Genomic DNA, 26283 nt, shown 5'->3' with positions numbered 1-26283 from the left:
CAGCAGAACTATATCAGTTCCAACAAAACCTACAGCAAGAAACTGAGCAGTTTTTAGCCACCACAGCTAAAGAGCGTATTGCTCAGGGAAAAGCCCAAGCAGCAGAACTATATCAGTTCCAACAAAACCTGCAGCAAGAAACTGAGCAGTTTTTAGCCACCACAGCTCAAGAACGTCTTGCTAAGGCCAACGCCCAAGCAGCAGAACTGCGTCAATTCCGTCAGGATTTGTTTATGAGTGTTATTGGTGGGTCTGGACTTTAATCAAGATTCGCAATAAACACATCTCATCTGTTTCACAATTGGGCTAAATAATAAACCCCCTTTATCTTTCAGTTGCAAAACTGCTAATACAAGGGGTTAATTAATAAAATTAAACTTGTGTTACGAGACTTTAGTTAGTAAGATGCGACTGTATCCCTAACGCACTAATTCCAATACTTGGTTGAGGCATAAAGTCAATAGTGTTATTTAACTAGAGTTTTAGATTTATTTACCTTTATATAGTAGGATAGAGAGGAACTCTATCACATTAAATCAATAATCGCATCTTAATTTCCCCCTGATTGAATATAAAGATAGTTCCATGCTTTCTCAACTTATAACTGGGATTTGGATCACCAATCCTGGTTTTAGTTAGCGTCAGAAATGTTAAGATCATCAAGTGAATAGAAAAAATCAAAACCTAGCCTGCTACTTGCAAAACTAGACCGCTAGAAAAATTTGATATCACTACACACCTTTAAAGTGCAGAGTGTCCCTTGGCAAATCCCAACTGACAGTAACACTTGAAATCTTTCAGTCTATAGTCTCACACACCTTCAATTTATTACCAGCTTCAATTTATGGCTATCACCAATACGAATCACAAAAGAGCAGTTATTCGTGTCCGTCCAGGACAATTTGTCATGACACCTGCGATTGAGAAAGTAGCAGCTAGAGCATTGCGTTATCTCAAATCAGGGTTTCCCGTTCACTTGCGAGGACCTGCGGGAACAGGTAAAACAACTTTAGCACTCCACATAGCGCACTGTCTCGAGAGCCCAGTAATGTTACTGTTTGGCGATGACGAATTTAAAAGTTCGGATTTGATTGGTAGTGAAACTGGTTATACCCGCAAGAAATTACTGGACAATTATATTCACAACGTCGTTAAAGTAGAAGACCAATTACAACAGAACTGGGTTGATTCTAGACTGACTTTGGCTTGTCGCGAAGGTTTTACATTAGTCTATGATGAATTTAACCGTTCACGACCCGAAGTTAATAACGTCTTACTTTCAGCTTTAGAAGAAAAAATTCTCAGTCTACCTCCTAGTAGTAATCAGCCAGAGTATCTACACGTTAATCCGAAATTTCGCGCTATATTTACATCCAATCCCGAAGAGTACTGTGGAGTTCATTCAACCCAAGATGCTTTGATGGATCGGTTAGTAACTATTAATATGCCAGAACCGGATGAGATAACTCAATGCGAAATATTAATTCAGAAAACAAACATATCTCGAGAATCTGCTTACTTAATAGTGCAGTTGGTAAGATCGTTTCGTCTGGCTATAGAAGCAGAGAAAACTTCAGGTTTACGGTCTTGTTTGATGATTGCTAAAGTATGTGCGGACAATAACATTCTAGCAGAAGTAGAAAATCCAGACTTTCAGGATATTGCTATCGATGTTCTGTGCAACCGCAGTAATTTAGCGATGAGCGAAGCGACAAATATTTTAATTGAATTACTTAGCCAGACTAGTTTCCAAACAGAACTTTCACAGCCAAAGACAGATTTAGAAAATGCTGATCTTTTTGATAAAGAAGTTTACAATCACTAAACTCATACCAAAAAGTCAAGTAATAACTAGAATTTTCAAAGACTTAGCTCCAGATTGCATCTAATACTAAATGCTTCTGGTTCTTTGGAACACAAATTGTTTGTGAGCAAAATTATCGTCTTTATACTATTCAAGAGTTGAATTATTCGTGACTTCTACCCCCATACTACCAACACGTCATCAGACAAACTCAAGTCGAACTATTAACACATCTACTCAAAGCTCAAACTTAGCGGACATTCTCGAAAGAGTCTTAGATAAGGGTGTTGTTATTGCTGGCGATATTTCTGTATCTATCGCCTCAACTGAACTTTTACATATTCGCATTCGCTTGTTAATTTCCTCCGTTGATAAAGCCAAGGAAATGGGCATTAATTGGTGGGAAAATGACCCTTATCTGAGCAGTAAAGCCCAACGATTAATTGAAGAAAATCAACAGCTTCAAAATCGCCTGGAGAGTCTAGAATCCGAAATAAAGTTACTTAAGTCTGCGAGTATGCAAGATCAAACTCCATTAGGAGAGAATATTCAACATGATGTGGATATAAGTAACCAGGAAATTATTTGATCACGAGATTCCCAGTAGATCAGTAATTGGTTAAAATTTCTGTTTGAACCAACGAAAGTCAAACAGACTGGGACGGTTAATAACTATTGAAAAATGACTGATTGAATTGCATTCAAAGAAACCGAAAGTTTAGGTCACATTTATAGAAATGGTTTGTAATCCATTGGAAGACTTTAAGGATTTACCAACCAAGGCTTCTAAAAATAACGAAGCAGGTTTAGCTCCTTTATTATTGACTGTATTAGAATTGCTGCGTCAGCTAATGGAAGCGCAAGTAATTCGGCGTATGGAACAGGAGTTGCTGTGTGAATCTGATTTAGACCGAGCAGCGGAAAGTTTGCAAAAGTTAGAGTCACAAATTTTAGATTTTTGTCAGATATTTGAAATTGAGCCATCAGACCTCAATGTAAATTTAGGAGATTTTGGTAGTCTTTTACCTCCCTCTGGTTCTTATTATCCAGGGGAAGCTAGCAATCAGGCTTCAGTGGTAGAGTTATTAGACCGGCTTTTAAATACTGGAGTTGTTGTAGACGGTGAGATAGATATCGGTTTAGCTCAACTAGACCTGATTCATGCTAAGTTACGGTTAGTTTTGACCGCCAAAACAATGTAATCAAAAGTGATCAGTTGTAAGTTCCAACTCAATGGGTTAAATTAATGAATTTTGGTCTTTATTTGTATGGTATTTTCCCTGATATAATTCCTAGCTCTGTTTCTATTGCAGGATTGGACGGGAAACCTGTTTATAGTCAAGTGGTTGATGGATTGACTTTTTTATATTCAGAAGCATCTAAAGAGAAATATTTGGCTTCTCGACGCAATTTATTAACTCATGAAAAAGTGTTAGAGGAGACAATGCAAGCAGGATTTCATGTCCTTCTTCCTCTCCAGTTCGGGTTAGTTATTAAAGACTGGGACGCAATAACCACACAACTCATCGAACCATATAAAGAGCAATTGCACAACTTATTTCAAAAACTGGCCGGACAAAGAGAGGTGAGCGTTAAGATTTTTTGGGATAGCAAGTCTGAATTGCAATCCATGATGGAATCTAATCTCGCTTTGAAACAGGAGCGTGACAATATGGAAGGTAGAAAATTAAGTATAGAGGAGGTGATTCACATTGGACAATTAATTGAAAGTAATTTATCCGCTCGGAAACAATCTGTGATTGAAGTTTTCTCTAATGAGCTAAATCCTTTAGCTACAGAGGTTATAGAGGGTGAACTTATGACAGAGGACATGATTTACAACACCGCATTTTTGATTCCTTGGGAAAGTGAATCTAAATTCGGTGAAATCGTAGAAGCAATTGATATGAAATTTGGCGATCGCCTACGTATTCGCTACAACAATTTCACTGCTCCCTACACATTTGCACAACTGGCTGAACCATAGACCCAATTGCAGCTATTTATTACCATCCCTCTTGTATGTAATAATAGCTTTAAAAATGCAATATCAACTACCAAGGATTTATGACTATGCTGATGAAACTTTTACTATCTCCAATAATGGGTCCAATTAATGGAGTTGTATGGATTGCAGAGAAAATTGAAGAGCGTGCTAATACCGAATTTGATGATCAAGAAAACCTGAACAAACAATTATTGACCCTGCAGCTTTCCCTAGACATGGGCGATATTACCGAAGAAGAGTATGACGCTCAAGAAGAAGAAATTCTTTTAAAACTCCAAGAATTGGAAGAAGAAGCCCGACTGGAAGCAGAATCTGAAGAATACGAAGCCTTGGAAGAACAAACTCAGGTGAGAGCATAGACTTAACTAGATCAAGATCCAACCGGGAGTTGTCAAATTTTCGGCAATATGACCGACTTAATATTCAATTTCCAGAACATTGTAGTTCTTAGATTGCAACGATTCAATAGACTCAACATATATATTTTTTCGAGAGCCTATATCTTGAGTATGTGTTAACTCAGGATCATTTTGACGGAGTTTCTTAATCGTTTTCTCGGTTTCTTCTATTTGGTGATTCAGGGTAGTTAAACGCCTGTTTAGTAAACTTGTTCGCTCTCTGATGAAATATAGTTCCCTTTGAAGACGTTCCTTTTCAGTCACCATTTGATACAGTTCCAGTTGGCAGGATGCCTCGTTTTTGTTGCGAGGCATTGTACTAATCTTAGGTCTGATAACACTACGCTTAGGAGTATTTTTCATGAACAATGTCTGAATTGTTATTAATTATTAATTATAACTAACTAAGGTGTCATTGTAAATCTTTCAAGAATATGTAAATATTTTCAGCAATAGTTTAAATTAACTCTATAAGTCTTCAAAATCTGGCACGATCACCAAAAATATAAAAATATGGTATAATTTTTACCAAATCGAGGATGATAATTTAATATTCTTACAATGTGGGAGCGGAAACTGAATTAGTTAAAATTATACAACTATCTAGGTGCAGTATATGGAATCAGAAAACCTCTATAGTTATGCCTTTTTAGAAACACCTAGCTTGCCCTTAATTTTACCACAAGGTGCTGCTAGTCAAGTAGTGCTGATTAAGAGTACTAATCTTTCGGCTATTGTTGAGCCTGGAATATCTTTAGAGTCATTCCAAGATAATGAGCAGAAAATTATCGAGATGGCTTTATGCCATGACCGAGTTATTTGTGAGCTTTTCCAGCAGATTACAGTTTTACCTGTGCAGTTTGGAATATGCTTTAATTGTCAGAAAAATCTGCTAATTCACCTAGAATCAAATACCGAAAAATATCGCCAGCAGCTACAAAAAATTCATGGTAAAACTGAATTTACTTTGAAATTGATTCCTGTAATACTAGAGGAAGTAGCACCAGTAAAGGCCAGGGGAAAAGATTACTTTTTAGCTAAAAAGCAACAGTATCAAAACCAAAAAGACTTTATTATTGCACAAGCAGCAGAAAAAGAGTATCTCATTGATTTAATAACCACGACCAATAATTATCCGGTTGTTGTTAAAGAAAAAGAGCAAGAAGTAAGCATTCATATGCTGGTTAATCTTGAAGATAAAAATTTGTTTTTAGAACAAACTTTAAATTGGCAAAAAGCTTGTCCTCGTTGGAACTTATTGTTAGGAGATTCTCTTCCTCCTTACCACTTTATTTAATTAAAGTTTATTTATTCTTTTCCTAATTCTTTTAAATTTGTTATGAAGCAGTACGACTCACTTAACTTGGTTATGTTTAGCGGCAAAGGCGGAGTTGGTAAAACTACTATCTCTTGCAGTTTTGCTCGCTACTGGGCGACAAAGTTTCCAGAAGAAAAAATTTTGTTACTTTCTACAGACCCAGCACATTCCTTAGGGGATATATTACTTTCAAAAGTCACAGATGATGGTTCACAGGTAGAAGATTTACCTAATTTGAGTGTTCGAGCATTAGATGCTGAAAAACTATTACTGGAATTTAGGGCCAAATATAGTCGATTCTTAGAACTGCTAGTTGAGCGAGGAAGTTTAGCTGACGGAGAAGATTTAGCCCCTGTTTGGGATTTAAATTGGCCTGGCTTAAATGAACTAATGGGATTGCTAGAAATTCAGCGTCTACTTTCAGAAAAAACCGTAGACCGGATAGTGCTTGATATGGCTCCTTCAGGTCATACATTAAATTTGTTGCAATTAGAAGATTTCTTCGATGTAATTTTAAATTCCTTTGAATTATTTCAACAAAAACATCGTGTGATCACAGAGAGTTTCAGAGGGAGCTATAAATCTGATGAAGTAGATGATTTTCTGGAGGATATGAAATCTCAATTAGCAGAAGGTAGACGACTGCTACAAGATCAGACATTTACAGGTTGCTTGGTAGTCACAATTGCTGAACCCATGTGTTTAGCAGAAACTGAAAGATTTTTAGATAATTTAAAAACTCTCAAGATTCACTATACCGGAATTGTGATCAATCGCATCATCACAGATAGCGATATAAATTTAGACCGCTATGCAGAACAACAAAATTTGACCGATAAATTCTTAAAAATTGCCGGCAATCAACCCGTTTTCATTGTACCACAACAAGCAAAAGAACCATTAGGTTCCTTGGCATTGGATGACCTGGCACGACAAATTCAAAAAATTGACAGCGTCGAACTTTCTGCCCCGCCAGCAATTCAGTGGCCAAGTAGAATCCTCCCAAGCTTCAGTGACTTTGTAGCCGAAGGATGTCAACTAATTATTGTGGGGGGTAAAGGAGGAGTTGGTAAAACAACAGTTGCAGGAGCTTTAGGCTGGGGTTTAGCTAATCGTCATCCTCAACAAAAAATTCGGATAATTTCCATAGATCCTGCTCATTCCTTGGGCGATGCATTTGGACAAAAATTGGGACATCAAGCCTCATCATTGGCAACTAATTTGACCGGACAAGAAATTGATGCTGATGAAATATTAGATCAGTTTCGTACGGATTATCTTTGGGAATTAGCGGATATGATTAGTGGTGAAGGAACAGAAACTGATAGCACAATAGATATTGCTTATCTTCCGGGAGCTTGGCGACAAATTATGTCTCAAGCTTTACCAGGTATTGATGAGATACTGTCCCTAATCACTATTATGGACTTATTGGATAGTAACCAGCAAGACTTGATTATTTTAGATACTGCTCCCACAGGTCATCTGCTACAATTTTTGGCAATGCCATCTGCTTTAGGAGATTGGTTATCGTGGATATTTAAGTTATGGATAAAATACCAGAACGTTCTAGGTAGACTTGATTTAATTGGGCGGTTGCGGAATTTACGTCAACAAGTTGTCCAAGCCCAAAAGAAATTAAAAAACCCAAAGCATACGCAATTTGTGGGAGTAATTCAGGCAGAAGGTGCGATTATATCTGAACATATACGCCTAACAGCATCCCTGAAAGATATGGGAATCCAACAACGTTATGTAGTGCAAAATCGCTATACTCAAGAAATAGGAATTGACTCCAGCTTATTTCCCGAACAAACAATCATCCGCTTACCCAATTTACCTAGATCAGTAGAGCCAATTGCCCGTATTCAAGCAGCTGCAAATCTTTTATTTGACTTTGATTAATCAATATCAAATTTAAGCTGTATATATCCTAAAAAGATATATTTTCTCAATTCATTTTTCGAGGAATTTTATGAGTGATTTATTCAAGGGATTTGAGCAGTTTATAGAGTTGGTGAAAACTCTAGAAGAAAAAGTGGAAAATGGAGAAATTAAAACTGATGTGCAGTTTAACTCACGTTCATTAAGCAGTATTCCCAGAACGGGTAACATTCCCCGTACTAATAATAATACAACTAGTAATGTTGGTACTACTTCCATTCGTACCCCATCTTCCCCAGCACGTGATACAGGTGCATCTGACCCAAATGTACAACCTGAAGGTAATTTAGGTATAACCCTCAAAGATATTGGGGGATTGAACCAAGAACTCAAAGAACTCAAAGAACTGATTGCTATTCCTTTAAAACGCCCTGACCTGCTAGTTAAGTTAGGACTCGAACCTACACATGGGGTATTATTAGTAGGTCCTCCCGGTACTGGCAAAACACTCACAGCCCGTGCGTTAGCTGAAGAACTGGGGGTTAACTACATTGCCCTTGTTGGCCCTGAAGTCATCACCAAATATTATGGTGAAGCAGAGCAAAAACTGCGGGCTATTTTTGAAAAAGCTGCTAAAAATGCTCCCTGTATTATCTTTATTGACGAAATCGATAGCTTGGCCCCAGACCGTAGTGCAGTAGAAGGGGAAGTAGAAAAGCGTTTAGTTGCCCAACTATTGAGCCTCATGGATGGTTTCTCCCAAAACAAAGGGGTGATTTTACTGGGGGCTACTAATCGCCCTGATCATCTTGACCCAGCTCTACGCCGTCCTGGAAGATTCGACAGAGAAATTCAGTTTCGAGTTCCAGATATCAATGGGCGCAAAGAAATTCTGCAAGTCCTGACTCGTGCTATGCCCTTAGATGATTCAGTTGATCTGGAGTTTATTGCCGATCGCACCGTGGGATTTGTGGGGGCTGACTTAAAAGCTGTCTGTCAAAAAGCAGCATACACGGCTTTACGGCGTCAGGTTCCTTCCATTGATATGCAAATTCCAGAAGATATCGCGGTACAGCAATCTGATTTCTTGCAGGCTCTTAAGGAAATCAAACCAGCAGTACTTCGTAGCATGGAAGTTGAAGTTCCTCATGTGGAATGGGAAGATATTGGTGGCTTGGAAACCATAAAACAGACCTTGCGGGAATCTGTGGAAGGGGCTTTGTTGTACCCAGAACTTTACAAAGAAACAAAAGCCAGAGCGCCCAAGGGAATACTCTTGTGGGGTCCTCCGGGTACTGGGAAAACATTATTAGCCAAGGCTGTGGCTTCCCAAGCCCGAGCTAACTTTATTGGTATTAATGGACCAGATTTACTCAGCCGTTGGGTGGGAGCCAGTGAACAAGCAGTTAGGGAGTTATTTGCTAAGGCGCGACAAGCAGATCCCTGTGTAATATTTATCGATGAACTTGATACATTAGCTCCAGCACGGGGGACTTACACCGGTGATTCGGGAGTCAGTAACCGGGTAGTAGGACAATTACTCACGGAATTAGATGGTTTAGGAACTGGCGCAAATATTTTGGTAATTGGGGCTACAAATCGTCCTGATGCCATAGATCCTGCTCTGTTACGGGCAGGGCGGTTAGATTTACAATTAAAAGTAGATTTACCGAACTTAGATAGTCGGTGCAAGATTTTGCAAGTTTACAATCAAGGCAGACCTCTTTTAAATGTAGATTTGGAACACTGGGCTAAGGTGACAGAAGGTTGGAATGGTGCGGATTTAGTATTACTCTGCAATCAGGCCGCTGTAGAAGCAATTCGCCGCTTTAGGTCTCAAGGTGAAACAGATACTTCTGCCATCAAGATTACTGTTGGTGATTTCCAAGCTTCTTATGAAGCTTTAATCCAGCAACGTACAGTTTAATTCAACCTTAGCCAGGGGCAATAAATAAATGAATTGCCCCAACCCTCTGCTTAAAGAACTGCACAGGAGGTAAAAAACTATCTTTTGACTCCTGTACCATCAGGTGAGCAACGCCCACCCCAATTAATAATCTACCTCGTCGCTGCTGACATACCTAAAATATCCTCAAGTTTGGGCATATCTTCCACAGCAATAACTCGCCCTTCATCCTCAAAACCAGCAATTTGATCAAAGTTCAAATACCGATACAAATCATCAGCAAAAGGATGAATCTTTTTTGCCACAATATCTAAATATTCCGGCACTGTAGGAATGCGCCCCAGCAACGCACAAACGGCGGCTAACTCCGCAGAACCAAGGTAAACTCGCGCATCTTTACCCATGCGATTATTGAAGTTACGAGTCGAGGTTGAAAAAACAGTTGTCCCATCTGCAACTCGCGCCTGATTACCCATACATAAACTACATCCAGGCATTTCTGTACGTGCATTCGCCCCTTCAAAGATGTTATACACACCCTCTTGTTTGAGTTGGTGTTCATCCATACGGGTAGGCGGACAAATCCAGAGGCGAGTTTTCACAACACCTGCACCTTCTAACACTTTACCAGTGGCGCGATAATGACCGATATTGGTCATACAAGAACCAACAAAAACTTCTTGTACCGGGTCATTGGCAACCTCTGATAATAATTTCACATTATCAGGGTCATTAGGTGCAGCCACAATGGGTTCTGTGATTTCATTCAAATCAATGTCAATGATTTCTGCATACTCTGCATCTCCATCAGCTTCCATGAGCGTGGGGTTAGCTAACCATTCTTCCATTTTCGCCACCCGGCGCATAATGGTACGTGCATCGGTGTAACCCCTAGCTACCATATTCTTTAACAGGGTAACATTAGAACGCAGATATTCCGAAATTGTCTCAACACTCAGCTTAATTGTGCAACCAGCACAAGAACGTTCTGCGGAAGCATCGGTAAGTTCAAAGGCTTGTTCTACTTTCAAATTGGGTAAGCCTTCCATTTCCAGAATGCGCCCAGAAAAGATGTTTTTCTTGTTTTTCTTTTCTACGGTCAGCAAACCTTTTTGAATGGCCACGTAAGGAATAGCATTGACAATATCCCGTAAGGTGATACCCGGTTGTAATTCACCTTTGAACCTGACTAATACTGATTCTGGCATATCCAGGGGCATGACACCCAACGCACCCGCAAAGGCTACTAACCCAGAACCTGCGGGGAAGGAAATACCCAAGGGGAAGCGGGTATGGGAGTCGCCCCCTGTTCCCACGGTGTCAGGTAACAGCATCCGGTTTAACCAAGAGTGAATAATACCATCACCAGGACGTAAGGCCACACCACCACGCTGGGCAAAGAAATCTGGTAGTTCTTGGTGAGTTTTAATGTCTACGGGTTTGGGATAAGCCGCAGTGTGACAGAAACTCTGCATAACTAGGTCAGCACTAAAACCCAGACAGGCTAGTTCTTTTAATTCGTCCCTGGTCATGGGGCCTGTGGTATCCTGAGAACCAACGGTAGTCATCAGGGGTTCGCAAGATGTCCCCGGACGGACACCGGGTAAACCGCAAGCTTTACCCACCATTTTCTGGGCGAGGGTATAACCTTTGCCCGTATCATGGGGTGGTTGGGGACGAATAAATAAAGTGCTTGGTGATAAACCCAAGGCTTCCCGGGTTTTGTCGGTGAGGGTACGCCCAATGAGTAGGGGGATACGTCCACCAGCGCGGACTTCATCTAAGATGGTTTCCGGTTTGAGGGTGAAGGTGGAAATGACTTGGCCTGCTTGGTTGGTAATTTCGCCTTTGTAGGGATGGATGGTAATTACCATACCGGTTTCTAAGTTGCTGACATCGCATTGAATGGGCAAAGCACCTGCATCTTCAGCAGTGTTAAAGAAAATCGGTGCGATCGCACTACCTAAAATATAACCCCCGGCGCGTTTGTTGGGTACATAGGGGATATCATTTCCTAAATGCCACAATACCGAGTTAATGGCAGATTTGCGCGAGGAACCAGTACCCACCACATCGCCCACATAAGCCACAGGATGTCCTTTTTGCTTTAATTCGGCAATGGTTTCTAAACTCCCTGGTTGCCTTGATTCTAGCATGGCTAAGGCGTGTAAGGGAATATCCGGGCGGGTGGTGGCGTGGGTGGCGGGGGATAGGTCATCGGTGTTGGTTTCCCCAGGGACTTTAAATACTGTCACCGTAATCGCTTCTGCTAGTTTCTCACGACTGGTAAACCATTCGGCATTAGCCCAGGAGTCAATTACCTGCTTGGCGTAAGGATTACTTTGGGATAATTCCAAAACATCATGAAAGGCATCATACACCAAGAGAATTTTACTCAGGGCAGTAGCAGCGTGGGCTGCGATCGCTTCATCTCCGGTAATTTGCAGTAAATCAATTAAGGATTGAACATTGTATCCTCCTACCATAGTTCCCAGTAATTCTACTGCGGCGATGGGGGAAACTAAAGGACTGGTAATTTCGCCTTTAGCAATGGCTGTGATAAATCCCGCTTTCACATAAGCTGCTGCATCTACACCGGGGGGGACGCGATCGCGCAATAAATGTAATAATGTGTCTTCTTCACCTGCTGGCGGATTTTGCAACAATTCGCCAAGTTCTGCGGTTTGCTTCCCATCCAATGGTAAAGGGGGAATACCGAGTTGGGCGCGTTCCGCAACATGATGACGGTATTGTTCTAGCATTTTGGTGTTCTCCATTGGGATGTTCTCCCCTTAATTATGAAATATTTTTCCGCAAATCTTGGTTATAAAAGTTTACCTTAGTCTGATGGCTGAAAGCATGACTGTTAAATCCTTTTCAATAATTTCACCAAAATTATCAACTCAACATTACAAGATTGGTTATATAATATAAAGAATATGCGTTATTAACAAGTGTACTATTTATGTCCAATATACAACTCTCAGCATTTCAAGTAACTCAAAACAATATAAAAATGCTTTTATTTATCACTACTGCTCAAATGATTTATGAGCGTTTTGATGTGTCTCGCAGAATATCTGATAAAACATTAGGATACCAACGCTCATTTTCTAAACCCCGAATCAAAGAAATAAAAAATTATATTGAACAAGAACAAGGTATTATACCTAATTCAATTCTGGTCAACATTGATGAAGGTAAATTTTCTTATATAGAAAATGAGAATTTACTAAATTTAGAAAATACAGGATCTCTAGGGCTGATTATAGATGGTCAGCATCGAGTCAAAGGTTGTTATGACGCTGACCCTGACTTTCCATTAATGGTAGTTGCAACTTTGGGATTATCTGTTAAAGATCAGGCTCGACTTTTTATCAAAATTAATAAAACTCAAAAAGGTGTTCCTGCATCTCTTTATTTAGACTTACTTAATTTGTTAGAAGGAGATATTCAAAATTTTGATGAAGAAGGAGTTACAGCAGAAAGAAGAGCAACAGAAATTGCGACTAGATTAAATGAAACAGACGAAAGTCCTTTATATGAATTAATCAGAAGAACAGGAGATGCAGGAATCGGGATATCTTTAAGTGAATTTGTTACTCAAGCTAAGGATTATGTAGAACCCAGAACAGGAAAACTTGCTAACTTAGGTTTTGAACAACAATATAAAGCTTTTGAAATTTATTTCCGTTCTGTTAAAGCAGTATTTTTGGATCAATGGGATGATCCTAAATCATACATTTTAAAAACAGTTGGATTTGGTGGTCTCATGAAAGCATTTTATGAAATTTTTAATTTGGTTGTGCAAAAAAATCAAATTTTTAATACTGAAAATACAATTAAACTCCTTCAACTAATTCAAGATTTTAAATTTGATAGAGATAACTTACCAAGTGGGGGAGGATTTAAGGCGCAAGAAAAAGTCGGTGAAATAATGGTTAGCCGCCTCAAAAATGCCGTTAGAGAAGATTTTGGGGTGATGATTGGAGATTAGAAAGGGTGTCGTTAAATTTTGAAGAAATTGCGATTGCTTTTACTAAATGTAATGGTGATGCTAAAGTCTCTTTTAAAGACTATTTGACTAATTTATATAAATCTAAAGAAGATTATGAAACAGGATTTATAATTTCCGATGTTAATAATTATATATTGACGGATATTGAAAAACTTTTATCCAAAGCAGTTTTAAATATTTGTAGTAGTGACAATTTGATAAAACAAGGCTATTTTAGTTGGGGTTTTGTTACTTCATATTATGCTAACTTTTTTTTAGTCCAAGGTTTAAATAGAACACAACTTAGCTTTACAACTTGGGTCTCTAGGTCTGTAAATTGTCATGGTAAAGATTATCTCAAGAAAAATATCTATATAAAAGCTATTGCTAATTCAACAGATGAACATCAAAGACAGTTCCAACGATTCTTTGAAAACTTTAAGCATTTTAGAAGTCGTAGTGGAATTGATAGGTTTTGGAATATAGGAATTCAACCTTTTGAATTAGGAAATGAATCTGAAATAAGAAATAAAATTAATTACGAAATTTATCCTGATGCTTTTTATGAGCTAGATTTAGATGTTCAAGATTTTAATAAAATTATTCAAGAAAATGAAATATCTCCATTTAAGCAAGATAACCAAAAATCAAGAATAATTAATTATTCTCGCCAAAATTTAAAGTTAGCTATGGCAAGATTAAGAATGTTAACTTATATTTTAAATATTATTGCTATCAGAAATAGAGAATATCAAAGTTATTATCAAAGGAACATGAAAAATAGATTAAAAGCTATTGAACTAAAATATCCTCATGTTAGCCAATGGATTCAGAGAGAATTTCAGAACTGGTTGATTTTTGACTCAGAACTTGTAGACAAAGATGAAGTTTAATCAAAATACTAATATTTTCGTTTGAGTTGGGCAACAAAAATTACCTTACCTGACTCTATATTGTTTTTCGCTTTAGAAAATTATTCTTTAAAACCAGAAATTATCAATGATTCCACTGTGTCATGATTATCTTCTCTTTCTGCTAAATATGCCAACAAATCAGCCGCCACTAATAGTCTTTCAGGTGACAGTTGATTAACATATTGTTTGATCCGTTGACGAATTTATGCTTTCTTCATAAAGAACTCTATCATATTTTGTTAAAATTATAGCGTAAATCACTTTTTTATTTGGGTTTGTGTGAGGCGAGTTCGTTCTTTGAGGTATGATCAATCTGGCTCTGATGATGGATTCGCTAGACTACAATAGGAACCTTTGAATTTTTTTTGGTTGTCCGGTGAGTCTATTTATCAGATAAAATAAATAACTTGTCCGTTGCATCCCCTGATTTTCTATATGTCCAACACTTACAACGTTGAAATTCACCACCAAGGCAAAACTCATACTTTACAAGTTCCTGAAAATCAAACAATCTTATCAGTAGCCGATGCTGCTGGTCTAGATTTGCCTAGTTCTTGTCATGCAGGAGTTTGTACTACTTGCGCTGGTCAAATTACTGAAGGAATCGTAGATCAAACAGATGGGATGGGCGTGAGTCCAGAACTACAACAACAAGGTTACGCCTTGCTATGTGTTGCTTATCCCCGTTCTGACTTGAAAGTGGAAACCGAAAAGGAAGAAATAGTTTATCAGCTGCAATTTGGTAAAGACCAATAGATAAGTTATGTTATCAGTTATCAGTACTATGAACTTATTTGATAACTGGTAACTGATATCAGTTATTATAGAAACTGGAAATATCAAAGATTTAGCACAATGACAACCCATTTTATTACCGCAGAAGTTGATTTACAAGCAACTCCTACTGAGTTGGAAACAGCAATTACAGCGGAATTGCAAAAACAAGGTGAACCCCTGCGTTGGGCGATTACTTCTGTAGATCAAGCACAGCAAAAAGCTGTTGTTGAAGCTGTTGTCACTTTGGACTGTGCATCAGTCGAGTGAATCAACGACCCTATACAGCAATTTTAATTATACCTACTGGGGTGGGGGCAGCCATTGGCGGTTATGCTGGTGATGGTTTACCTGTAGCTAGAGTTATATCACAGGTGTGCGATCGCCTCATCACTCACCCCAATGTCCTCAACGGTGCAAGTTTGTATTGGAACTTCCCCAACACCCTGTATGTGGAAGGTTACGGACTTGACAAATTCGCCTCTGGATGCTGGGGTTTACGTCCCGTGCGTAATAATAAGATAGGGTTACTTTTAGACCAAGGGATTGAACCAGAGTTACGGCTCAGACACCTACAAGCAGCCGATGCAGCCAGAGCTACCCTGGGTTTAACCCTTACAGAATATGTAATTACTGACGCACCACTGAAAATAGAATTACGGATATCTAAGTCAGGAGCCAGTTGGGGAACTATTGGCAACCCTGACAGTCTCCTCAGAGGGGCAGAAATATTAATTAACAAAGCCGGCGCAGAAGCGATCGCCGTTGTCGCCCGTTTCCCCGATGACATGGATGAGGAAGCAGTACAAAACTACCGTCATGGCAAAGGAGTAGACCCCTTAGCGGGTGCGGAAGCAGTAATTAGCCATTTAATCGTGCGCACCTTCCAAATACCCTGCGCCCACGCTCCAGCCTTAGCAACCGCACCCCCAGACCCCTATTTATCACCTCGTTCTGCAGCCGAAGAATTAGGTTATACTTTTTTACCATGTGTACTTGTGGGTTTAAGTCGCGCCCCCCAATTTATTACAGAAAAACAGCCAACTACATCTTTACCAGATGATATTTGGGCTGATGAAGTAGATGCAGCCATCGTACCTGCAAATGCTTGTGGTAGTAGTGCCTTAATCAGCTTAAATCAAAAGCCATGCCAAATTATTACCGTGGCAGAAAATCAAACCCTGATCCAGGTTCCTGCCCAAGCTTTAGGAATCACAGCCATACAGGTAAACTCATATTTAGAGGCAGTAGGTGTAATAGTAGCCCATAAAGCCGGCATCAATCCCGCCGCCCTCAGTCCCGAAATATCCTCATTGAAGCCAGTAATTACAAATCGTGGTTGAACAACAAAATCAAGAACCAGAAATTCCATACTTAACACGCACCCAAGTATTAGTAGCTATGGGGGTGACTGCAATTGTGTTGTGGATAGTCGCCAGAGTGTGGTTAACCTATGGCGATGTTTACTTATTAAGATGGTACTGGTCAGCAAAAGATTTACTCTTAGGCTTAGGGCTAGGTTTAATCATCGCGGCCTTAAGTGCTTTAGCTTATCGCATTTATCCTCCCTACCGTGAAAGCGCAGACTATTACCTCAACATAGTCATCAAGCCCTTAGCTTTACCCGACCTAATCTGGCTAGGCTTACTCCCGGCCTTAAGTGAAGAACTTTTATTTCGGGGAGTGATGCTACCAGCCCTAGGCTTAGATAATGTAGCCGTAATTGTATCTAGTCTGGCCTTTGGTATTTTACATCTAAGTGGACCCCAACAATGGCCCTATGTAATTTGGGCAACTATCATTGGCTTAATGCTGGGGTTTAGCGCCTTGCTTACTGGTAACTTGTTAGTGCCAATTATTGCCCACATGATCACAAATTGGATTTCTGGCTTTTTCTGGAAATTCCGCCAAACCAAAATGGATCAAACATAATCTACTCAAATGAGTATTTATCTGTGTTCATCTGTGGTTCAATTCGACCTAAGTTAAGATATTACGTGTGGCGCTTGTACCAGTTACCTACCTTTGCGCCGCCAGTGCGATCGCCTGTGGTAAAATAATATGTTCCTGAATTTGAATCCTAGCGTGGAGTGTTTCCACTGTATCCTCAGGTAATACTGGCACCGCGGCTTGGATTAATATCGGACCACTGTCTACTTCCAAACAAACTAAATGTACAGTACAGCCAGTAATTTTTACTCCAGATGCTAAAGCCTGTTCTACGGCATTAATGCCTTTAAAACTAGGCAGTAAACTGGGGTGAATATTAATAATTTTGTCTGTAAAAGCATCAATTAACACTGGTGTCACCAAACGCATCCAGCCAGCCATAATCACCCAATCGATATCATACTGCTGCAAAGTCTTGACAATTGCACCATCAAATGCTTCGCGGTTGCGGTAGTCACGGTGATTTAATAATACAGCGTCCACCCCCCGATTAGCCGCCCGTATGGCAGCTTTGGCTAAGGGGTTATTATAAATTAAAACCTCAATTTGAGCGTTTAATTGCTCATCTGCGATCGCTTGGGCAATCGCTTCAAAATTACTGCCACTACCAGAAGCCATAATCCCTAATTTTAAAGGCTGACTGAGTGATAAAAGGCGTTTACTAATACTGGGAGCAACCAGGCTAAAGGTAGAATCAAGGCCAAGAGTCATAACAGCAAAGAGGAAAAATGATAAATGCCAAAAACATATACTAAGTCCTGGTTAGATAATGATACCTTTGCGGCTTGGATTTTTTTGTCTCCCGCCCTGATTTTACTGACCATCTTCATCATTTGGCCCATCGCTTATTTGTTCTACCTCAGTTTTACTGCTGGTAGTTTCACCTCCGCAGGTACTACTTGGGTAGGTTTAAGGAATTATTGGCGCTTGCTACTGACCCAAGATTTTTGGCAAGTCTTAGGTAACACAATTTATTTTACCGTTGCCACGGTCATTCCCAGTTTAGTTATTCCTTTGGGGCTAGCAGTACTATTAGACAAATCCCTGGCGCTGCGGGGACTGCTCAGGAGTGCCTATTTTCTGCCTTCCATTATCTCTCTTGTCGCCGCTGGTTTAGGTTTTCGCTGGTTATTTCAAACAACTGGCCCCGTCAACGGATTTTTAGACTTACTGGGCATTGTACCCATTCCCTGGTTAAGTAGCACAGTTTGGGCTATGCCAGTATTAATTATTTTGAGTATCTGGAAACAACTCGGTTTTAATATGGTAGTATTTTTAGCCGGGTTGCAAGCAATCCCCCGCAGTCGCTATGAAGCAGCAGAACTAGATGGGGCTAATGCTTGGCAACAGTTCCGGCACGTTACCCTACCGGGACTACAACCTACTATAATATTTGCCATAGTTACTACAGCAATTTTTACATTGCGAAGTTTTGAGCAGGTTTATGTAATTACCGGCGGTGGTCCCCTCAATACTACTAACTTGTTGGTTTACTACATTTACCAAGAAGCTTTCGCTCAATTTGATTTTGGCTACGCTGCAGCCGCAGCTACAGTATTGTTAGCTTTTACTTTGGTGTTCGTTTATTTGCAGTTACGAACTTGGGGGGATGATTAAACCACAGCCAAAACCCCATTCCCTCAACGCTTGGCTGGTACTTCATCCGCAATAAATTTACTCAGGCGATCGCATTCAATTTCTGCAACTGTATTTTTTACCTCTACCTGTCCGAGACTCACGGGAGTTCTGGTAGATACTGCTATTGGTTCAATCCGACAAGATTTTTGTAAAAAATAGCCCTTGGGGTCTGAACTAGGTCCGAGCCAGATACTGAGTAAATCTAATCTATATCCAGATGGAATATTAGCTACGCGCGCATCCGTACTCCATAATTTACTTTCCTCATATTGTCCTAGTTTCTCATTGATGACTTGATTACCTAAGTTGCTTACTTCATTTGTTGCATCTAGTAACCATCTTTCCACTTGTGACCAAGGTGTTTTATTTAATTGTTGTTCTACTTTTATTTGTATACCATCGAGTATATTTACACCATTTTCTGGTATCCGGTTTTTTTCTGTTGTTTCTGCTTCTGCAATTCTCACCACAAAGCTACTACGCTCAAAATTATCTGTCAGTAGGGTAGGATATTGTGTTAACCAATTATCCATGACAAAGTAAAACTGAATCCAGCAACTAATTAACATACAACTAGCCACCAGAACTATGATTTTTTCCCGAACTTCTGGTTTAGGAATTTTTGCTGTAGTCTTGGTTTCTGTACCTTCAATAAACTCTGGAATCGCTGTAATTATTCCCGATATTGTTGGCCAGAGAACAACAGTTCTAGGTGTAATTACATCCTCTGGATGACCAAAGGCGAAAGTACTAACTAAAAACCCGGTTATTACTGCTCCCACTGGCATAAAAGTACCAGGAACTCTTAAAGGATCATCAGTTGTATACCAGGCAGTACCAGCAATTAAAAACAACCACCCTAAAAATGCAATTATAATTTGCACATAACCTACAGCTAGCAGTGAAAGTCCCCAAGAATAAAAACTCAAGTAAATTAATGTCTGCCAGGAATAAGCTTTCTTTGGCACAAATAACTTTCTAGTTCCCTCAAAAATCCCGACAATAAATTGAAAAAGTAGTAAAACATCTTTAAATAAGGTTTGCATCCTTCACTCCTCTTATATGTTCAAAATTATACAACTGCTTGAGTTTTACTTCCTGCTCAAAAATATAATGATGGTAATGACACTGTAACTCAGTGAGTTCGCGATTAATATACTGGTAACTAGATTTGTATTTTGTAATCTAGCAATGCTGGTCACCCGCCATTTTAAGCGACTATTATCTTGTGTTTTTGTATAGATATTTATCAAGTCTTCTTTTAATGAGAGTATGAGAAACCTCAAAAGAAAGAACTTCATGAAAAAGGTAAAGAAGAAGATTGTAAAAGCCGTGAAAATAAGAACGCCCTGACTAGCTTCTGATCTAAAAGTATTAAAAAATATGTAACTTATTAATTCTGACTTTAAATTGATGGGTAATACTGGTTCTAGTAAAAAAAATATCACCCAACCAATAGTACTGGAAAGGAGATTTATAGATATGGCGTAAAAAGTACTAGTTTTTTTGTCGAATTTTAGCCTTTGGTTGAAAACGTATGCTTCTATAGGAATGGCGGTTAGTAAAAATAAAAATCCAAACAAAACTGCACCGAGGGGTAGGATTTTAGGAGTTGTGAGATTTTCAAGTCCAAGCATAAATTATCGATTTGGATAGGTGTAATTAGGGCAATGATCCGGTAGTTATCCTGGTCTGCCAGTATAACCTGATTTATTCTGGAGTAGGTAAGTCCTATGCAATTTGAGAGTGGATAAAGTAGGAATACCTATGCAGCAAGAATCACCAGGCATACAAGAGTGGTTAGTATTAAATTGTACTTTAATATAAGTAGAGCAGCGTTATGGTAAAATTTTGGATATTCCCACGTTACAGCTTTTCAAGAAATGACAAGGAACGGCATCGGTATTCGCACAGCGCAAGTGCGTCCTGAACGGCTCACAGGTCAAATTCACATCTACGACGGTGTGGGTAAAGGTAAGTCCCAAGCAGCTTTAGGGGTAGTTTTGCGCTCAATTGGCTTGGGAATCAATACACCGGGGGATTCCAGCCGCGTTTTACTGTTGCGGTTTTTAAAAGGGCCAGAACGGGATTATGACGAGGACGGAGCGATCGCAGCTTTACAGAGGGGTTTTCCCCATTTAATTGATCAGGTTCGCACCGGGAGAGCCGAATTTTTTGGACATGAGGAAATCATCTCTTTCGACCGAGAAGAAGCGGCGCGGGGTTGGGATGTAGCCAAAGGAGCCATTGCCTCTGGTTTATATTCCGTTGTAGTATTAGATGAAATTAACCCGGTTTTAGATTTGGGTTTACTAGGGGTGGATGAGGTAGTACGGACATTGAAATCTAAACCCCAAGAATTAGAAATCATCGCTACTGGACGCGCTGCACCCCAAGCTTTACTTGATATTGCCGATTTACACTCGGAAATGAAACCCCAAGACCACCCCATAGCCAAAGAACTTTTTCTGGATGGTATTGAAATTTATACCGGCGCTGGCAAGGGTAAATCTACGAGCGCATTAGGTAAAGCATTACAGGCAATAGGTAGGGGAATTAATCACCCAGGCTCTACACGTGTATTAATTATGCAATGGCTCAAAGGTGGAAGTGGCTACACGGAAGACTCGGCCATCGCAGCTTTACAGCAATCATATCCAGAAGTAGTAGATCATCAACGCTGCGGTCGAGATGCAATCGTGTGGCGCAATTCTCGCCAGGAATTGGACTATGTAGAAGCAGAAAGAGGATGGGAAATTGCTAAAACCGCCATCGCTTCGGGACTCTACAAAACCATCATTCTTGATGAACTTAACCCCACAGTAGACCTAGAATTACTTCCGGTTGAACCCATAGTTCAAGCATTACTTCGCAAACCCCGGGATACCGAGGTTATTATTACTGGTCGCTGTCAACAACAACCCGCCTACTTTGATTTAGCTAGCGTTCACTCTGAGGTATACTGTCACAAACATTATGCGAATCAAGGTGTAGAACTAAAGCGGGGGGTAGATTTTTAAGTCATGGAGAACAGCAATTTACTGGATTTAATCACCGGAGGAGTTGCGATCGCTATTCTGTTGGGTGGTATGTTAATGATGTTTACTACGGTATTTACCACTAAGAAAGGTAAAAAATAGGGTCATTATGCTCCTCAAACCCGAAGAAAGGCAAAAATTAGACAACACAGACGACCAGGTATTTTACGACTATCCCCGCTTCGTCACCCATGTAGATGAGGGATTTATTCAACAGCTAACGGATTTATATCGCGATCGCCTGCGCCCTGACACGCGTATATTGGACATGATGAGCAGTTGGGTATCCCACCTACCAGCAGAGATGGAATTTAGCCATATTGAGGGACATGGACTCAACGCCGAGGAATTAGCACGTAATCGTCGTTTAAATCATTACTTTGTCCAAAATTTGAATCAGCATCCCCAACTACCCCTACCAGACCAAAGTTTTGATGCGGTTCTCAATTGTGTTTCTGTGCAATATATACAATATCCAGAGGCCATATTTTCAGAAATTTATCGTATCCTTAAACCTAGTGGTGTAGCAATTATCAGCTTTTCTAACCGGATGTTTTTTCAAAAAGCGATTCAAGCTTGGCGAGATGCTTCCGAACCCGCTAGGGTTGAATTAGTGAAGCAGTACTTCACCTCAGTACCGGGATTTACAGTTCCAGAGGTAATTGTGAATAAATCCACAGTGCCAGATTTTTTACAGTGGTTAGGTGCTGGTGGTGGAGATCCATTTTATGCTGTCATAGCACACCGCATTGCTGAAATTTGAAACATCAGGAACAAACAATGAATTTCCCTCGCGTGTCTAAAATTTTTGCTGGGTTGTTAATATCAGTATTAATACTAGCGACAGCCTGTACTCCCGCAGAACCCGGACGTTTTGACCAGGTACAGCAGGAAAGTACTCAGCAAAAACGAGGTCAAGCAGTTCTAGAAACTGCTACTCAAGGGGGAGAATTTAATAAATTCTTTCCCGTACCTAGTGATGGTTACCAAAGAGTATTTACCCAGGAGAAAAAAGGTTTTGCTGAAGCTAAATTAAAGAAAGATGGTCAAGATGTAGCTATGTTAGCTATTTCTGACACCAGCAGCACACCAGCAACAGCGGCCAGCTACTCTAATAGCACTATGACAATTGCTGGTTATCCCGGGCGGGAAATTGGCCAGACTCAAACAGCAATATTGATAAATAATCGTTACCAAGTAAAAGTATTATCCCGCGATCCATCATTTACCGCCAGCGATCGCGCAGATTGGATAGAGAAATTTAATCTTGATGGTCTAGCTAAATTGAACTAGGAGATTTTTGTGAACAAACCAATTTTTGAGTTAGTTGATGAACTTCCAACTAGCGGGTTAACGGTTTCCATGTTAAATTCCCTAGATTTTGTAGTTCCTGGTGAGTGGCAAAATACTGTGGGGTTTGTCAATACCATTAAAAATGTGACTGGGGAAACTGATGAAGATTTAATTCAACAAATTGGGGAAAGGGCGATATACCTGTACAATGACAGATCCCAAGGATACCAACGGGCTATGTGGCTTTATCAAACTGTGGACAGGACAGATACAGCCCTAGGTACAGCAGCATTAGCTAACAAGGTCGGTGAAAAAATACCTCTGTTGGGTTTTTTAAACAAGATCACCCCCAAAGCCGATAAAGCCCAAACTATTGATTTGTGCCTAAAATTAGTAGTAGAGTTAGTAGCATTCTGCCAAATTAATGGGATTCCGGGGGACAGCATCGGCGATTTTGTCGCTTCTTTGGGTGAGTATGCTGGTGAGTCCCTGATTCGCATGGTAGCTTTAGTTTGTGTCGATGGGTTATTACCCCTAGGTCCAGACTTCATTTACAAAGCATTATCTGCACTCAATCAAATGAATCCCCAGGAATTAGCGCAAAACTCGACTTTCCAAGGTATTCAAGATGCGATTCCCGGTAACAATGTTGGTAGTAAGTTAAACTTCATTGGCGAAAGCTTTGACTCCGTTAAAGGTTGGATGGGTGGGTTAGTTACCCAAAATAATTTAACGCCACAAACAATAGTTGGCAATTTGCAAAATTTTGTGCAACTGGCCGATGATAAGTTAGATTATCTGGCAGCTTTTCTAGATGTAGCTACCAATTACTATGAACACACAGGTACTCAAACCTTGGCAAGACGATTGATTTCCCGCGCTGTAGCCGAGATTTAACCCATTCCATCGGGTGGAGTCCCTCACATCGGTAATTTTAAATTGGAAGCGATGGCCGAAAAGTAAGCTTGAAAAATTGCTAAATTTTCCAGTTGCTCAAATTTACCTGTAACAGAGTCAGCGCCAAAAGCTGTAGTCATCACGTAAATAGCCGTACCGTCGAAGGTGACATGACTAATATGTAACTCTTCCACTCCACCCTCTGGACTGAGTCCCACAAACCCGTAGCGTATTCCCTGGAGCTTACCAACTAATGCGGGTTGTGGTGGGTAAGCTGAGAAAATAATTTTGTTTCCATAGATATCCCTGCGGTCTTTGACAAAACTAGCGTTGAAATCAGCCACCCAAGTCTGGAGTGCAATTAATAACTTGTTTTGGTAATCAGGACTTTGGTAATCTAGCTGAGAACCCAGGGGAATACCCGCGTCTGTGAGATTTTTTTGAAATTTTTGATTTTCTTTCACCGGATAAACTCCGATTTCCACAGTACCCAAAAGTTTCCCTTGGGAAGAAACGCACAGCAGGGAGGGGTTTACCTGACAAGGGACAACTTCCCAGCCCTTGGGTGTAGGTGTTTTACCCAAAATTTTCTGCCAAGTATTTCCTTCCATGGTACTAGAAGTAATTCCAGTAGTGGTTTGAGAAGGAGTGCTGTGAGTTGTCTGTACTACAGAATTGGGATTTTCTACTACCTCAGTAGAAAAATTAGGGAGAATAGTTTTTACTCCCACCGGGGTTAAAGCTAATAAAATAGCACCGAGAACAAGATGATAAACGCGCAACATTTTTCCTGATAATCTTGAGCCAAAACTTGCCGAGTAATTATATTCACCACACCTTGTAAATATAAAAGATATATATATATATTTATGGCTATTAGTTCCGCCAATGCTTAAAGATGTCTAATCATCTTATAGGTTGAGCAAAAATCATATTATCAGTCTAATCACTTTGCCAAAGTGATACAAAAATATATATACATTACCATAATAATCATATCCCCCCCAACATAAAGTAAATTTACAATGGGGGGGGACTTAGGGTCATTTGGGAACTACTAAGGCAATGTTAGGGATTAGTAGCGTCCACCGCCACCGCCACCGCCACCGCCACGACGGTTACCCCCCCAGTTACCGCCGCCACCACCACGAGGGGAACTTCTTTCCTCACGGGGTTTAGCTTTGTTCACTTTTAAATCACGTCCCATCCACTCAGCACCATCAAGAGCCTCGATGGCGGCTGTTTCCTCTGCGTCTGATTCCATCTCTACAAAGGCAAAGCCACGGGGACGACCTGTTTCCCGGTCGGTGGGTAACTGAACACGATTAACCTTTCCATATTCCTGAAAAGCCTGCTTCAGGTCTTCTTCTGTCACCTGATAGGATAAATTGCCGACGTAAATTGACATAGAATGTCTCCGAATTCCGAGAAGTGTAGAGAGTTAGATTCGGAGAGGCGCTTTTTAGAAACCAAAAGGAGTTACTCCACCGAAAATAATCTTTATACCCACGAATATAGCACAGCATTTTTAAATCTTCTCAGGTTCATTCAGTTCATAGCTTTTAAGTTTAAGAATGGTACTTTTTTACTCACAGAGGGTAGTAAAAACTTAACTTTGACAGTCTGTCATTAACTTTTCTGCCGTCTCACATAGCTGTTGATGATGTTCGCCATTACTCGCCAGCAAACCACCCCACTGATTAATATCTTGGGTGTTGTATTGCAACAAACTGCCATCGAAGTGAGTAAACTTACCACCAGCTTCTGTTAAAATTAGTTCAGGGGCTGCTATATCCCAGTCCTTAGGGGCCGATTTACCGGAAAGGGAAATATAAATATCCGCCTGTTTTTCGAGGATTGTGGCAATTTTGCAACCTACACTACCAACAGATTTCTGATTTTGACAAGGTAAATTTTGTAATAAATAATCTAAAGGTTCATTGCGGTGAGAGCGACTGACAACTACAGTTAAATCTTCTATAGGCTTACCGGAAGAGACCTGTATAGGAAAACATTGGTCACGGGTGGCGACAAAAGTACCCCCTCCCTTAGTCGCAAAGTATAACTTTTCAGCTTCCGGAATCGCAACTACAGCTAAAACTGGACGTGATTCCTGGACTAAGGCGATGTGAATCGCATAATCGCCAGTTTTTTGAATAAAATCTCGAGTACCATCTAAGGGGTCAATAATCCAAACCCATGGAGATGATTGCTTAGTGAGCGGTGATTGATAGGTCTCCTCGCTGATATAGGCAAAATCTTGATTACCTAAAGCCCCTTGTAGCTCCTGGATAATATATCGACTCACTGCCACATCTGCAACAGTTACAGGCTCATTGTGTTTGTACTGTATATCAAGATCGGTATTTTTGGCAGTGCCATGATAATAAGACCTGAGTAGATCACAAGCACCCCAACTAACTTCAAGAGCGATCGCCAATATTGCTTGTAAGTCCTTCATTCC

General features: G+C 40.1%; 28 protein-coding genes. 20 read left to right on the top strand and 8 right to left on the bottom strand.

What is annotated here, in order from left to right:
* The 6 genes from gvpC to PN447_RS15145 all read left to right on the top strand — a co-directional run.
* Positions 1–263: gas vesicle protein GvpC (gene gvpC / locus PN447_RS15170; protein ID WP_271763858.1), on the top strand; the 263-nt coding region annotated here is incomplete at its 5' end.
* 581 nt (positions 264–844) lie between these two features.
* Positions 845–1825, top strand: a complete 981-nt coding sequence (gene gvpN, locus PN447_RS15165; RefSeq protein ID WP_271763857.1) for a gas vesicle protein GvpN — start codon at positions 845–847, stop codon at positions 1823–1825.
* 148 nt (positions 1826–1973) lie between these two features.
* Entirely contained in the window at positions 1974–2393 is a 420-nt protein-coding gene (locus tag PN447_RS15160) for a gas vesicle protein (protein ID WP_271763856.1), read from the top strand.
* Between the two features lie 148 nt (positions 2394–2541).
* Positions 2542–3006 carry a gas vesicle protein K gene (locus PN447_RS15155; RefSeq protein WP_271763855.1) on the top strand — a complete coding sequence of 155 codons (465 nt, stop codon included), beginning with the start codon at positions 2542–2544 and terminating at the stop codon, positions 3004–3006.
* A 44-nt stretch (positions 3007–3050) separates the two neighbouring features.
* Positions 3051–3791, top strand: coding sequence for a GvpL/GvpF family gas vesicle protein (locus PN447_RS15150; RefSeq protein ID WP_271763854.1), 741 nt, complete (start codon positions 3051–3053; stop codon positions 3789–3791).
* Between the two features lie 80 nt (positions 3792–3871).
* Positions 3872–4171 carry a gas vesicle protein GvpG gene (locus PN447_RS15145; RefSeq protein WP_006197963.1) on the top strand — a complete coding sequence of 100 codons (300 nt, stop codon included), beginning with the start codon at positions 3872–3874 and terminating at the stop codon, positions 4169–4171.
* 57 nt (positions 4172–4228) lie between these two features.
* Here PN447_RS15145 and PN447_RS15140 read toward each other — a convergent pair whose 3' ends face one another.
* Positions 4229–4525, bottom strand: coding sequence for a hypothetical protein (locus PN447_RS15140; RefSeq protein WP_271763853.1), 297 nt, complete (start codon positions 4523–4525; stop codon positions 4229–4231).
* Between the two features lie 301 nt (positions 4526–4826).
* Between PN447_RS15140 and PN447_RS15135 the strand changes: the two genes are divergently transcribed.
* The 3 genes from PN447_RS15135 to PN447_RS15125 all read left to right on the top strand — a co-directional run bounded on the left by PN447_RS15135 (position 4827) and on the right by PN447_RS15125 (position 9339).
* On the top strand, positions 4827–5507 hold the full coding sequence (locus PN447_RS15135) for a GvpL/GvpF family gas vesicle protein (protein WP_271763852.1): 681 nt from the start codon (positions 4827–4829) through the stop codon (positions 5505–5507).
* A gap of 42 nt (positions 5508–5549) precedes the next feature.
* A complete protein-coding gene (locus tag PN447_RS15130; protein ID WP_271763851.1) occupies positions 5550–7433 on the top strand; it encodes an ArsA family ATPase in 1884 nt (627 codons plus the stop codon).
* A gap of 70 nt (positions 7434–7503) precedes the next feature.
* Positions 7504–9339 carry an AAA family ATPase gene (locus tag PN447_RS15125; protein ID WP_271763850.1) on the top strand — a complete coding sequence of 612 codons (1836 nt, stop codon included), beginning with the start codon at positions 7504–7506 and terminating at the stop codon, positions 9337–9339.
* A 131-nt stretch (positions 9340–9470) separates the two neighbouring features.
* Here PN447_RS15125 and acnB read toward each other — a convergent pair whose 3' ends face one another.
* Positions 9471–12080 (bottom strand): bifunctional aconitate hydratase 2/2-methylisocitrate dehydratase, encoded by a 2610-nt coding sequence (gene acnB / locus PN447_RS15120; protein ID WP_271763862.1) that lies wholly within the window; start codon positions 12078–12080, stop codon positions 9471–9473.
* A 203-nt stretch (positions 12081–12283) separates the two neighbouring features.
* Between acnB and PN447_RS15115 the strand changes: the two genes are divergently transcribed.
* The 6 genes from PN447_RS15115 to PN447_RS15090 all read left to right on the top strand — a co-directional run bounded on the left by PN447_RS15115 (position 12284) and on the right by PN447_RS15090 (position 16935).
* A complete protein-coding gene (locus PN447_RS15115) occupies positions 12284–13315 on the top strand; it encodes a DGQHR domain-containing protein (protein ID WP_271763849.1) in 1032 nt (343 codons plus the stop codon).
* A gap of 5 nt (positions 13316–13320) precedes the next feature.
* The gene (locus PN447_RS15110; RefSeq protein WP_271763848.1) at positions 13321–14208 is read left to right on the top strand and encodes a hypothetical protein; all 888 of its coding nucleotides are present in this window, start codon (positions 13321–13323) and stop codon (positions 14206–14208) included.
* Positions 14209–14664: 456 nt separating this feature from the next.
* The gene (locus PN447_RS15105) at positions 14665–14985 is read left to right on the top strand and encodes a 2Fe-2S iron-sulfur cluster-binding protein (RefSeq protein WP_271763847.1); all 321 of its coding nucleotides are present in this window, start codon (positions 14665–14667) and stop codon (positions 14983–14985) included.
* 99 nt (positions 14986–15084) lie between these two features.
* Positions 15085–15273 (top strand): hypothetical protein, encoded by a 189-nt coding sequence (locus PN447_RS15100; RefSeq protein WP_271732676.1) that lies wholly within the window; start codon positions 15085–15087, stop codon positions 15271–15273.
* Positions 15270–16346 carry a DUF3326 domain-containing protein gene (locus PN447_RS15095; RefSeq protein ID WP_271763846.1) on the top strand — a complete coding sequence of 359 codons (1077 nt, stop codon included), beginning with the start codon at positions 15270–15272 and terminating at the stop codon, positions 16344–16346. The genes PN447_RS15100 and PN447_RS15095 overlap by 4 nt, the downstream gene beginning before the upstream one ends.
* A complete protein-coding gene (locus tag PN447_RS15090) occupies positions 16339–16935 on the top strand; it encodes a CPBP family intramembrane glutamic endopeptidase (RefSeq protein ID WP_271763845.1) in 597 nt (198 codons plus the stop codon). The genes PN447_RS15095 and PN447_RS15090 overlap by 8 nt, the downstream gene beginning before the upstream one ends.
* A gap of 87 nt (positions 16936–17022) precedes the next feature.
* Here PN447_RS15090 and purN read toward each other — a convergent pair whose 3' ends face one another.
* A complete protein-coding gene (purN, locus tag PN447_RS15085) occupies positions 17023–17664 on the bottom strand; it encodes a phosphoribosylglycinamide formyltransferase (protein WP_271763844.1) in 642 nt (213 codons plus the stop codon).
* 24 nt (positions 17665–17688) lie between these two features.
* Here purN and PN447_RS15080 point away from each other — a divergent pair, with 24 nt between their 5' ends.
* The gene (locus tag PN447_RS15080) at positions 17689–18570 is read left to right on the top strand and encodes a carbohydrate ABC transporter permease (protein ID WP_271763843.1); all 882 of its coding nucleotides are present in this window, start codon (positions 17689–17691) and stop codon (positions 18568–18570) included.
* A 23-nt stretch (positions 18571–18593) separates the two neighbouring features.
* On the opposite strand, the gene fraD is transcribed toward PN447_RS15080, so the two are convergent.
* A complete protein-coding gene (gene fraD, locus PN447_RS15075; protein WP_271763842.1) occupies positions 18594–19637 on the bottom strand; it encodes a septal junction protein FraD in 1044 nt (347 codons plus the stop codon).
* A gap of 45 nt (positions 19638–19682) precedes the next feature.
* Positions 19683–20228 carry a filament integrity protein FraC gene (gene fraC, locus PN447_RS15070; protein WP_271763841.1) on the bottom strand — a complete coding sequence of 182 codons (546 nt, stop codon included), beginning with the start codon at positions 20226–20228 and terminating at the stop codon, positions 19683–19685.
* A 246-nt stretch (positions 20229–20474) separates the two neighbouring features.
* On the opposite strand from fraC, the gene PN447_RS15065 reads away from it, so the two are divergent.
* The 4 genes from PN447_RS15065 (at position 20475) to PN447_RS15050 (ending at position 23819) form a co-directional block, all read left to right on the top strand.
* Positions 20475–21611, top strand: coding sequence for a cob(I)yrinic acid a,c-diamide adenosyltransferase (locus PN447_RS15065; RefSeq protein WP_271763840.1), 1137 nt, complete (start codon positions 20475–20477; stop codon positions 21609–21611).
* A 127-nt stretch (positions 21612–21738) separates the two neighbouring features.
* On the top strand, positions 21739–22392 hold the full coding sequence (locus tag PN447_RS15060; protein ID WP_271763839.1) for a class I SAM-dependent methyltransferase: 654 nt from the start codon (positions 21739–21741) through the stop codon (positions 22390–22392).
* A 17-nt stretch (positions 22393–22409) separates the two neighbouring features.
* On the top strand, positions 22410–22922 hold the full coding sequence (locus tag PN447_RS15055; protein WP_271763838.1) for a hypothetical protein: 513 nt from the start codon (positions 22410–22412) through the stop codon (positions 22920–22922).
* A 9-nt stretch (positions 22923–22931) separates the two neighbouring features.
* Complete coding sequence (locus PN447_RS15050) at positions 22932–23819, top strand: hypothetical protein (protein ID WP_271763837.1); 888 nt, start codon at positions 22932–22934, stop codon at positions 23817–23819.
* 23 nt (positions 23820–23842) lie between these two features.
* On the opposite strand, the gene PN447_RS15045 is transcribed toward PN447_RS15050, so the two are convergent.
* The 3 genes from PN447_RS15045 to PN447_RS15035 form a co-directional block, all read right to left on the bottom strand.
* Positions 23843–24604, bottom strand: coding sequence for a hypothetical protein (locus PN447_RS15045; protein WP_271763836.1), 762 nt, complete (start codon positions 24602–24604; stop codon positions 23843–23845).
* A 290-nt stretch (positions 24605–24894) separates the two neighbouring features.
* A complete protein-coding gene (locus PN447_RS15040; RefSeq protein WP_271763835.1) occupies positions 24895–25227 on the bottom strand; it encodes an RNA recognition motif domain-containing protein in 333 nt (110 codons plus the stop codon).
* A 201-nt stretch (positions 25228–25428) separates the two neighbouring features.
* Entirely contained in the window at positions 25429–26280 is an 852-nt protein-coding gene (locus tag PN447_RS15035) for a 3'(2'),5'-bisphosphate nucleotidase CysQ family protein (RefSeq protein WP_271763861.1), read from the bottom strand.
* Positions 26281–26283 lie beyond the last annotated feature (3 nt).

Source organism: Anabaena sp. CS-542/02 (assembly GCF_028331085.1).
In the GTDB taxonomy this organism is placed as follows: domain Bacteria; phylum Cyanobacteriota; class Cyanobacteriia; order Cyanobacteriales; family Nostocaceae; genus Anabaenopsis; species Anabaenopsis arnoldii.
Note: the sequence above shows the minus strand (reverse complement) of the source record. Positions and strands in the feature narration are given on the sequence as shown.

Bases quoted from the DNA above. Each gene is read 5' to 3' on its own strand.
- gvpN (WP_271763857.1), top strand. From the start codon at position 845: ATGGCTATCACCAATACGAATCACAAAAGAGCAGTTATTCGTGTCCGT.
- PN447_RS15155 (WP_271763855.1), top strand. From the start codon at position 2,542: ATGGTTTGTAATCCATTGGAAGACTTTAAGGATTTACCAACCAAGGCT.
- PN447_RS15150 (WP_271763854.1), top strand. From the start codon at position 3,051: ATGAATTTTGGTCTTTATTTGTATGGTATTTTCCCTGATATAATTCCT.
- PN447_RS15145 (WP_006197963.1), top strand. From the start codon at position 3,872: ATGACTATGCTGATGAAACTTTTACTATCTCCAATAATGGGTCCAATT.
- PN447_RS15140 (WP_271763853.1), bottom strand. From the start codon at position 4,525: ATGCCTCGCAACAAAAACGAGGCATCCTGCCAACTGGAACTGTATCAA.
- PN447_RS15135 (WP_271763852.1), top strand. From the start codon at position 4,827: ATGGAATCAGAAAACCTCTATAGTTATGCCTTTTTAGAAACACCTAGC.
- PN447_RS15130 (WP_271763851.1), top strand. From the start codon at position 5,550: ATGAAGCAGTACGACTCACTTAACTTGGTTATGTTTAGCGGCAAAGGC.
- PN447_RS15125 (WP_271763850.1), top strand. From the start codon at position 7,504: ATGAGTGATTTATTCAAGGGATTTGAGCAGTTTATAGAGTTGGTGAAA.
- acnB (WP_271763862.1), bottom strand. From the start codon at position 12,080: ATGCTAGAACAATACCGTCATCATGTTGCGGAACGCGCCCAACTCGGT.
- PN447_RS15115 (WP_271763849.1), top strand. From the start codon at position 12,284: ATGTCCAATATACAACTCTCAGCATTTCAAGTAACTCAAAACAATATA.
- PN447_RS15105 (WP_271763847.1), top strand. From the start codon at position 14,665: ATGTCCAACACTTACAACGTTGAAATTCACCACCAAGGCAAAACTCAT.
- PN447_RS15100 (WP_271732676.1), top strand. From the start codon at position 15,085: ATGACAACCCATTTTATTACCGCAGAAGTTGATTTACAAGCAACTCCT.
- purN (WP_271763844.1), bottom strand. From the start codon at position 17,664: ATGACTCTTGGCCTTGATTCTACCTTTAGCCTGGTTGCTCCCAGTATT.
- PN447_RS15080 (WP_271763843.1), top strand. From the start codon at position 17,689: ATGCCAAAAACATATACTAAGTCCTGGTTAGATAATGATACCTTTGCG.
- fraD (WP_271763842.1), bottom strand. From the start codon at position 19,637: ATGCAAACCTTATTTAAAGATGTTTTACTACTTTTTCAATTTATTGTC.
- fraC (WP_271763841.1), bottom strand. From the start codon at position 20,228: ATGCTTGGACTTGAAAATCTCACAACTCCTAAAATCCTACCCCTCGGT.
- PN447_RS15065 (WP_271763840.1), top strand. From the start codon at position 20,475: ATGACAAGGAACGGCATCGGTATTCGCACAGCGCAAGTGCGTCCTGAA.
- PN447_RS15060 (WP_271763839.1), top strand. From the start codon at position 21,739: ATGCTCCTCAAACCCGAAGAAAGGCAAAAATTAGACAACACAGACGAC.
- PN447_RS15055 (WP_271763838.1), top strand. From the start codon at position 22,410: ATGAATTTCCCTCGCGTGTCTAAAATTTTTGCTGGGTTGTTAATATCA.
- PN447_RS15045 (WP_271763836.1), bottom strand. From the start codon at position 24,604: ATGTTGCGCGTTTATCATCTTGTTCTCGGTGCTATTTTATTAGCTTTA.
- PN447_RS15040 (WP_271763835.1), bottom strand. From the start codon at position 25,227: ATGTCAATTTACGTCGGCAATTTATCCTATCAGGTGACAGAAGAAGAC.
- PN447_RS15035 (WP_271763861.1), bottom strand. From the start codon at position 26,280: ATGAAGGACTTACAAGCAATATTGGCGATCGCTCTTGAAGTTAGTTGG.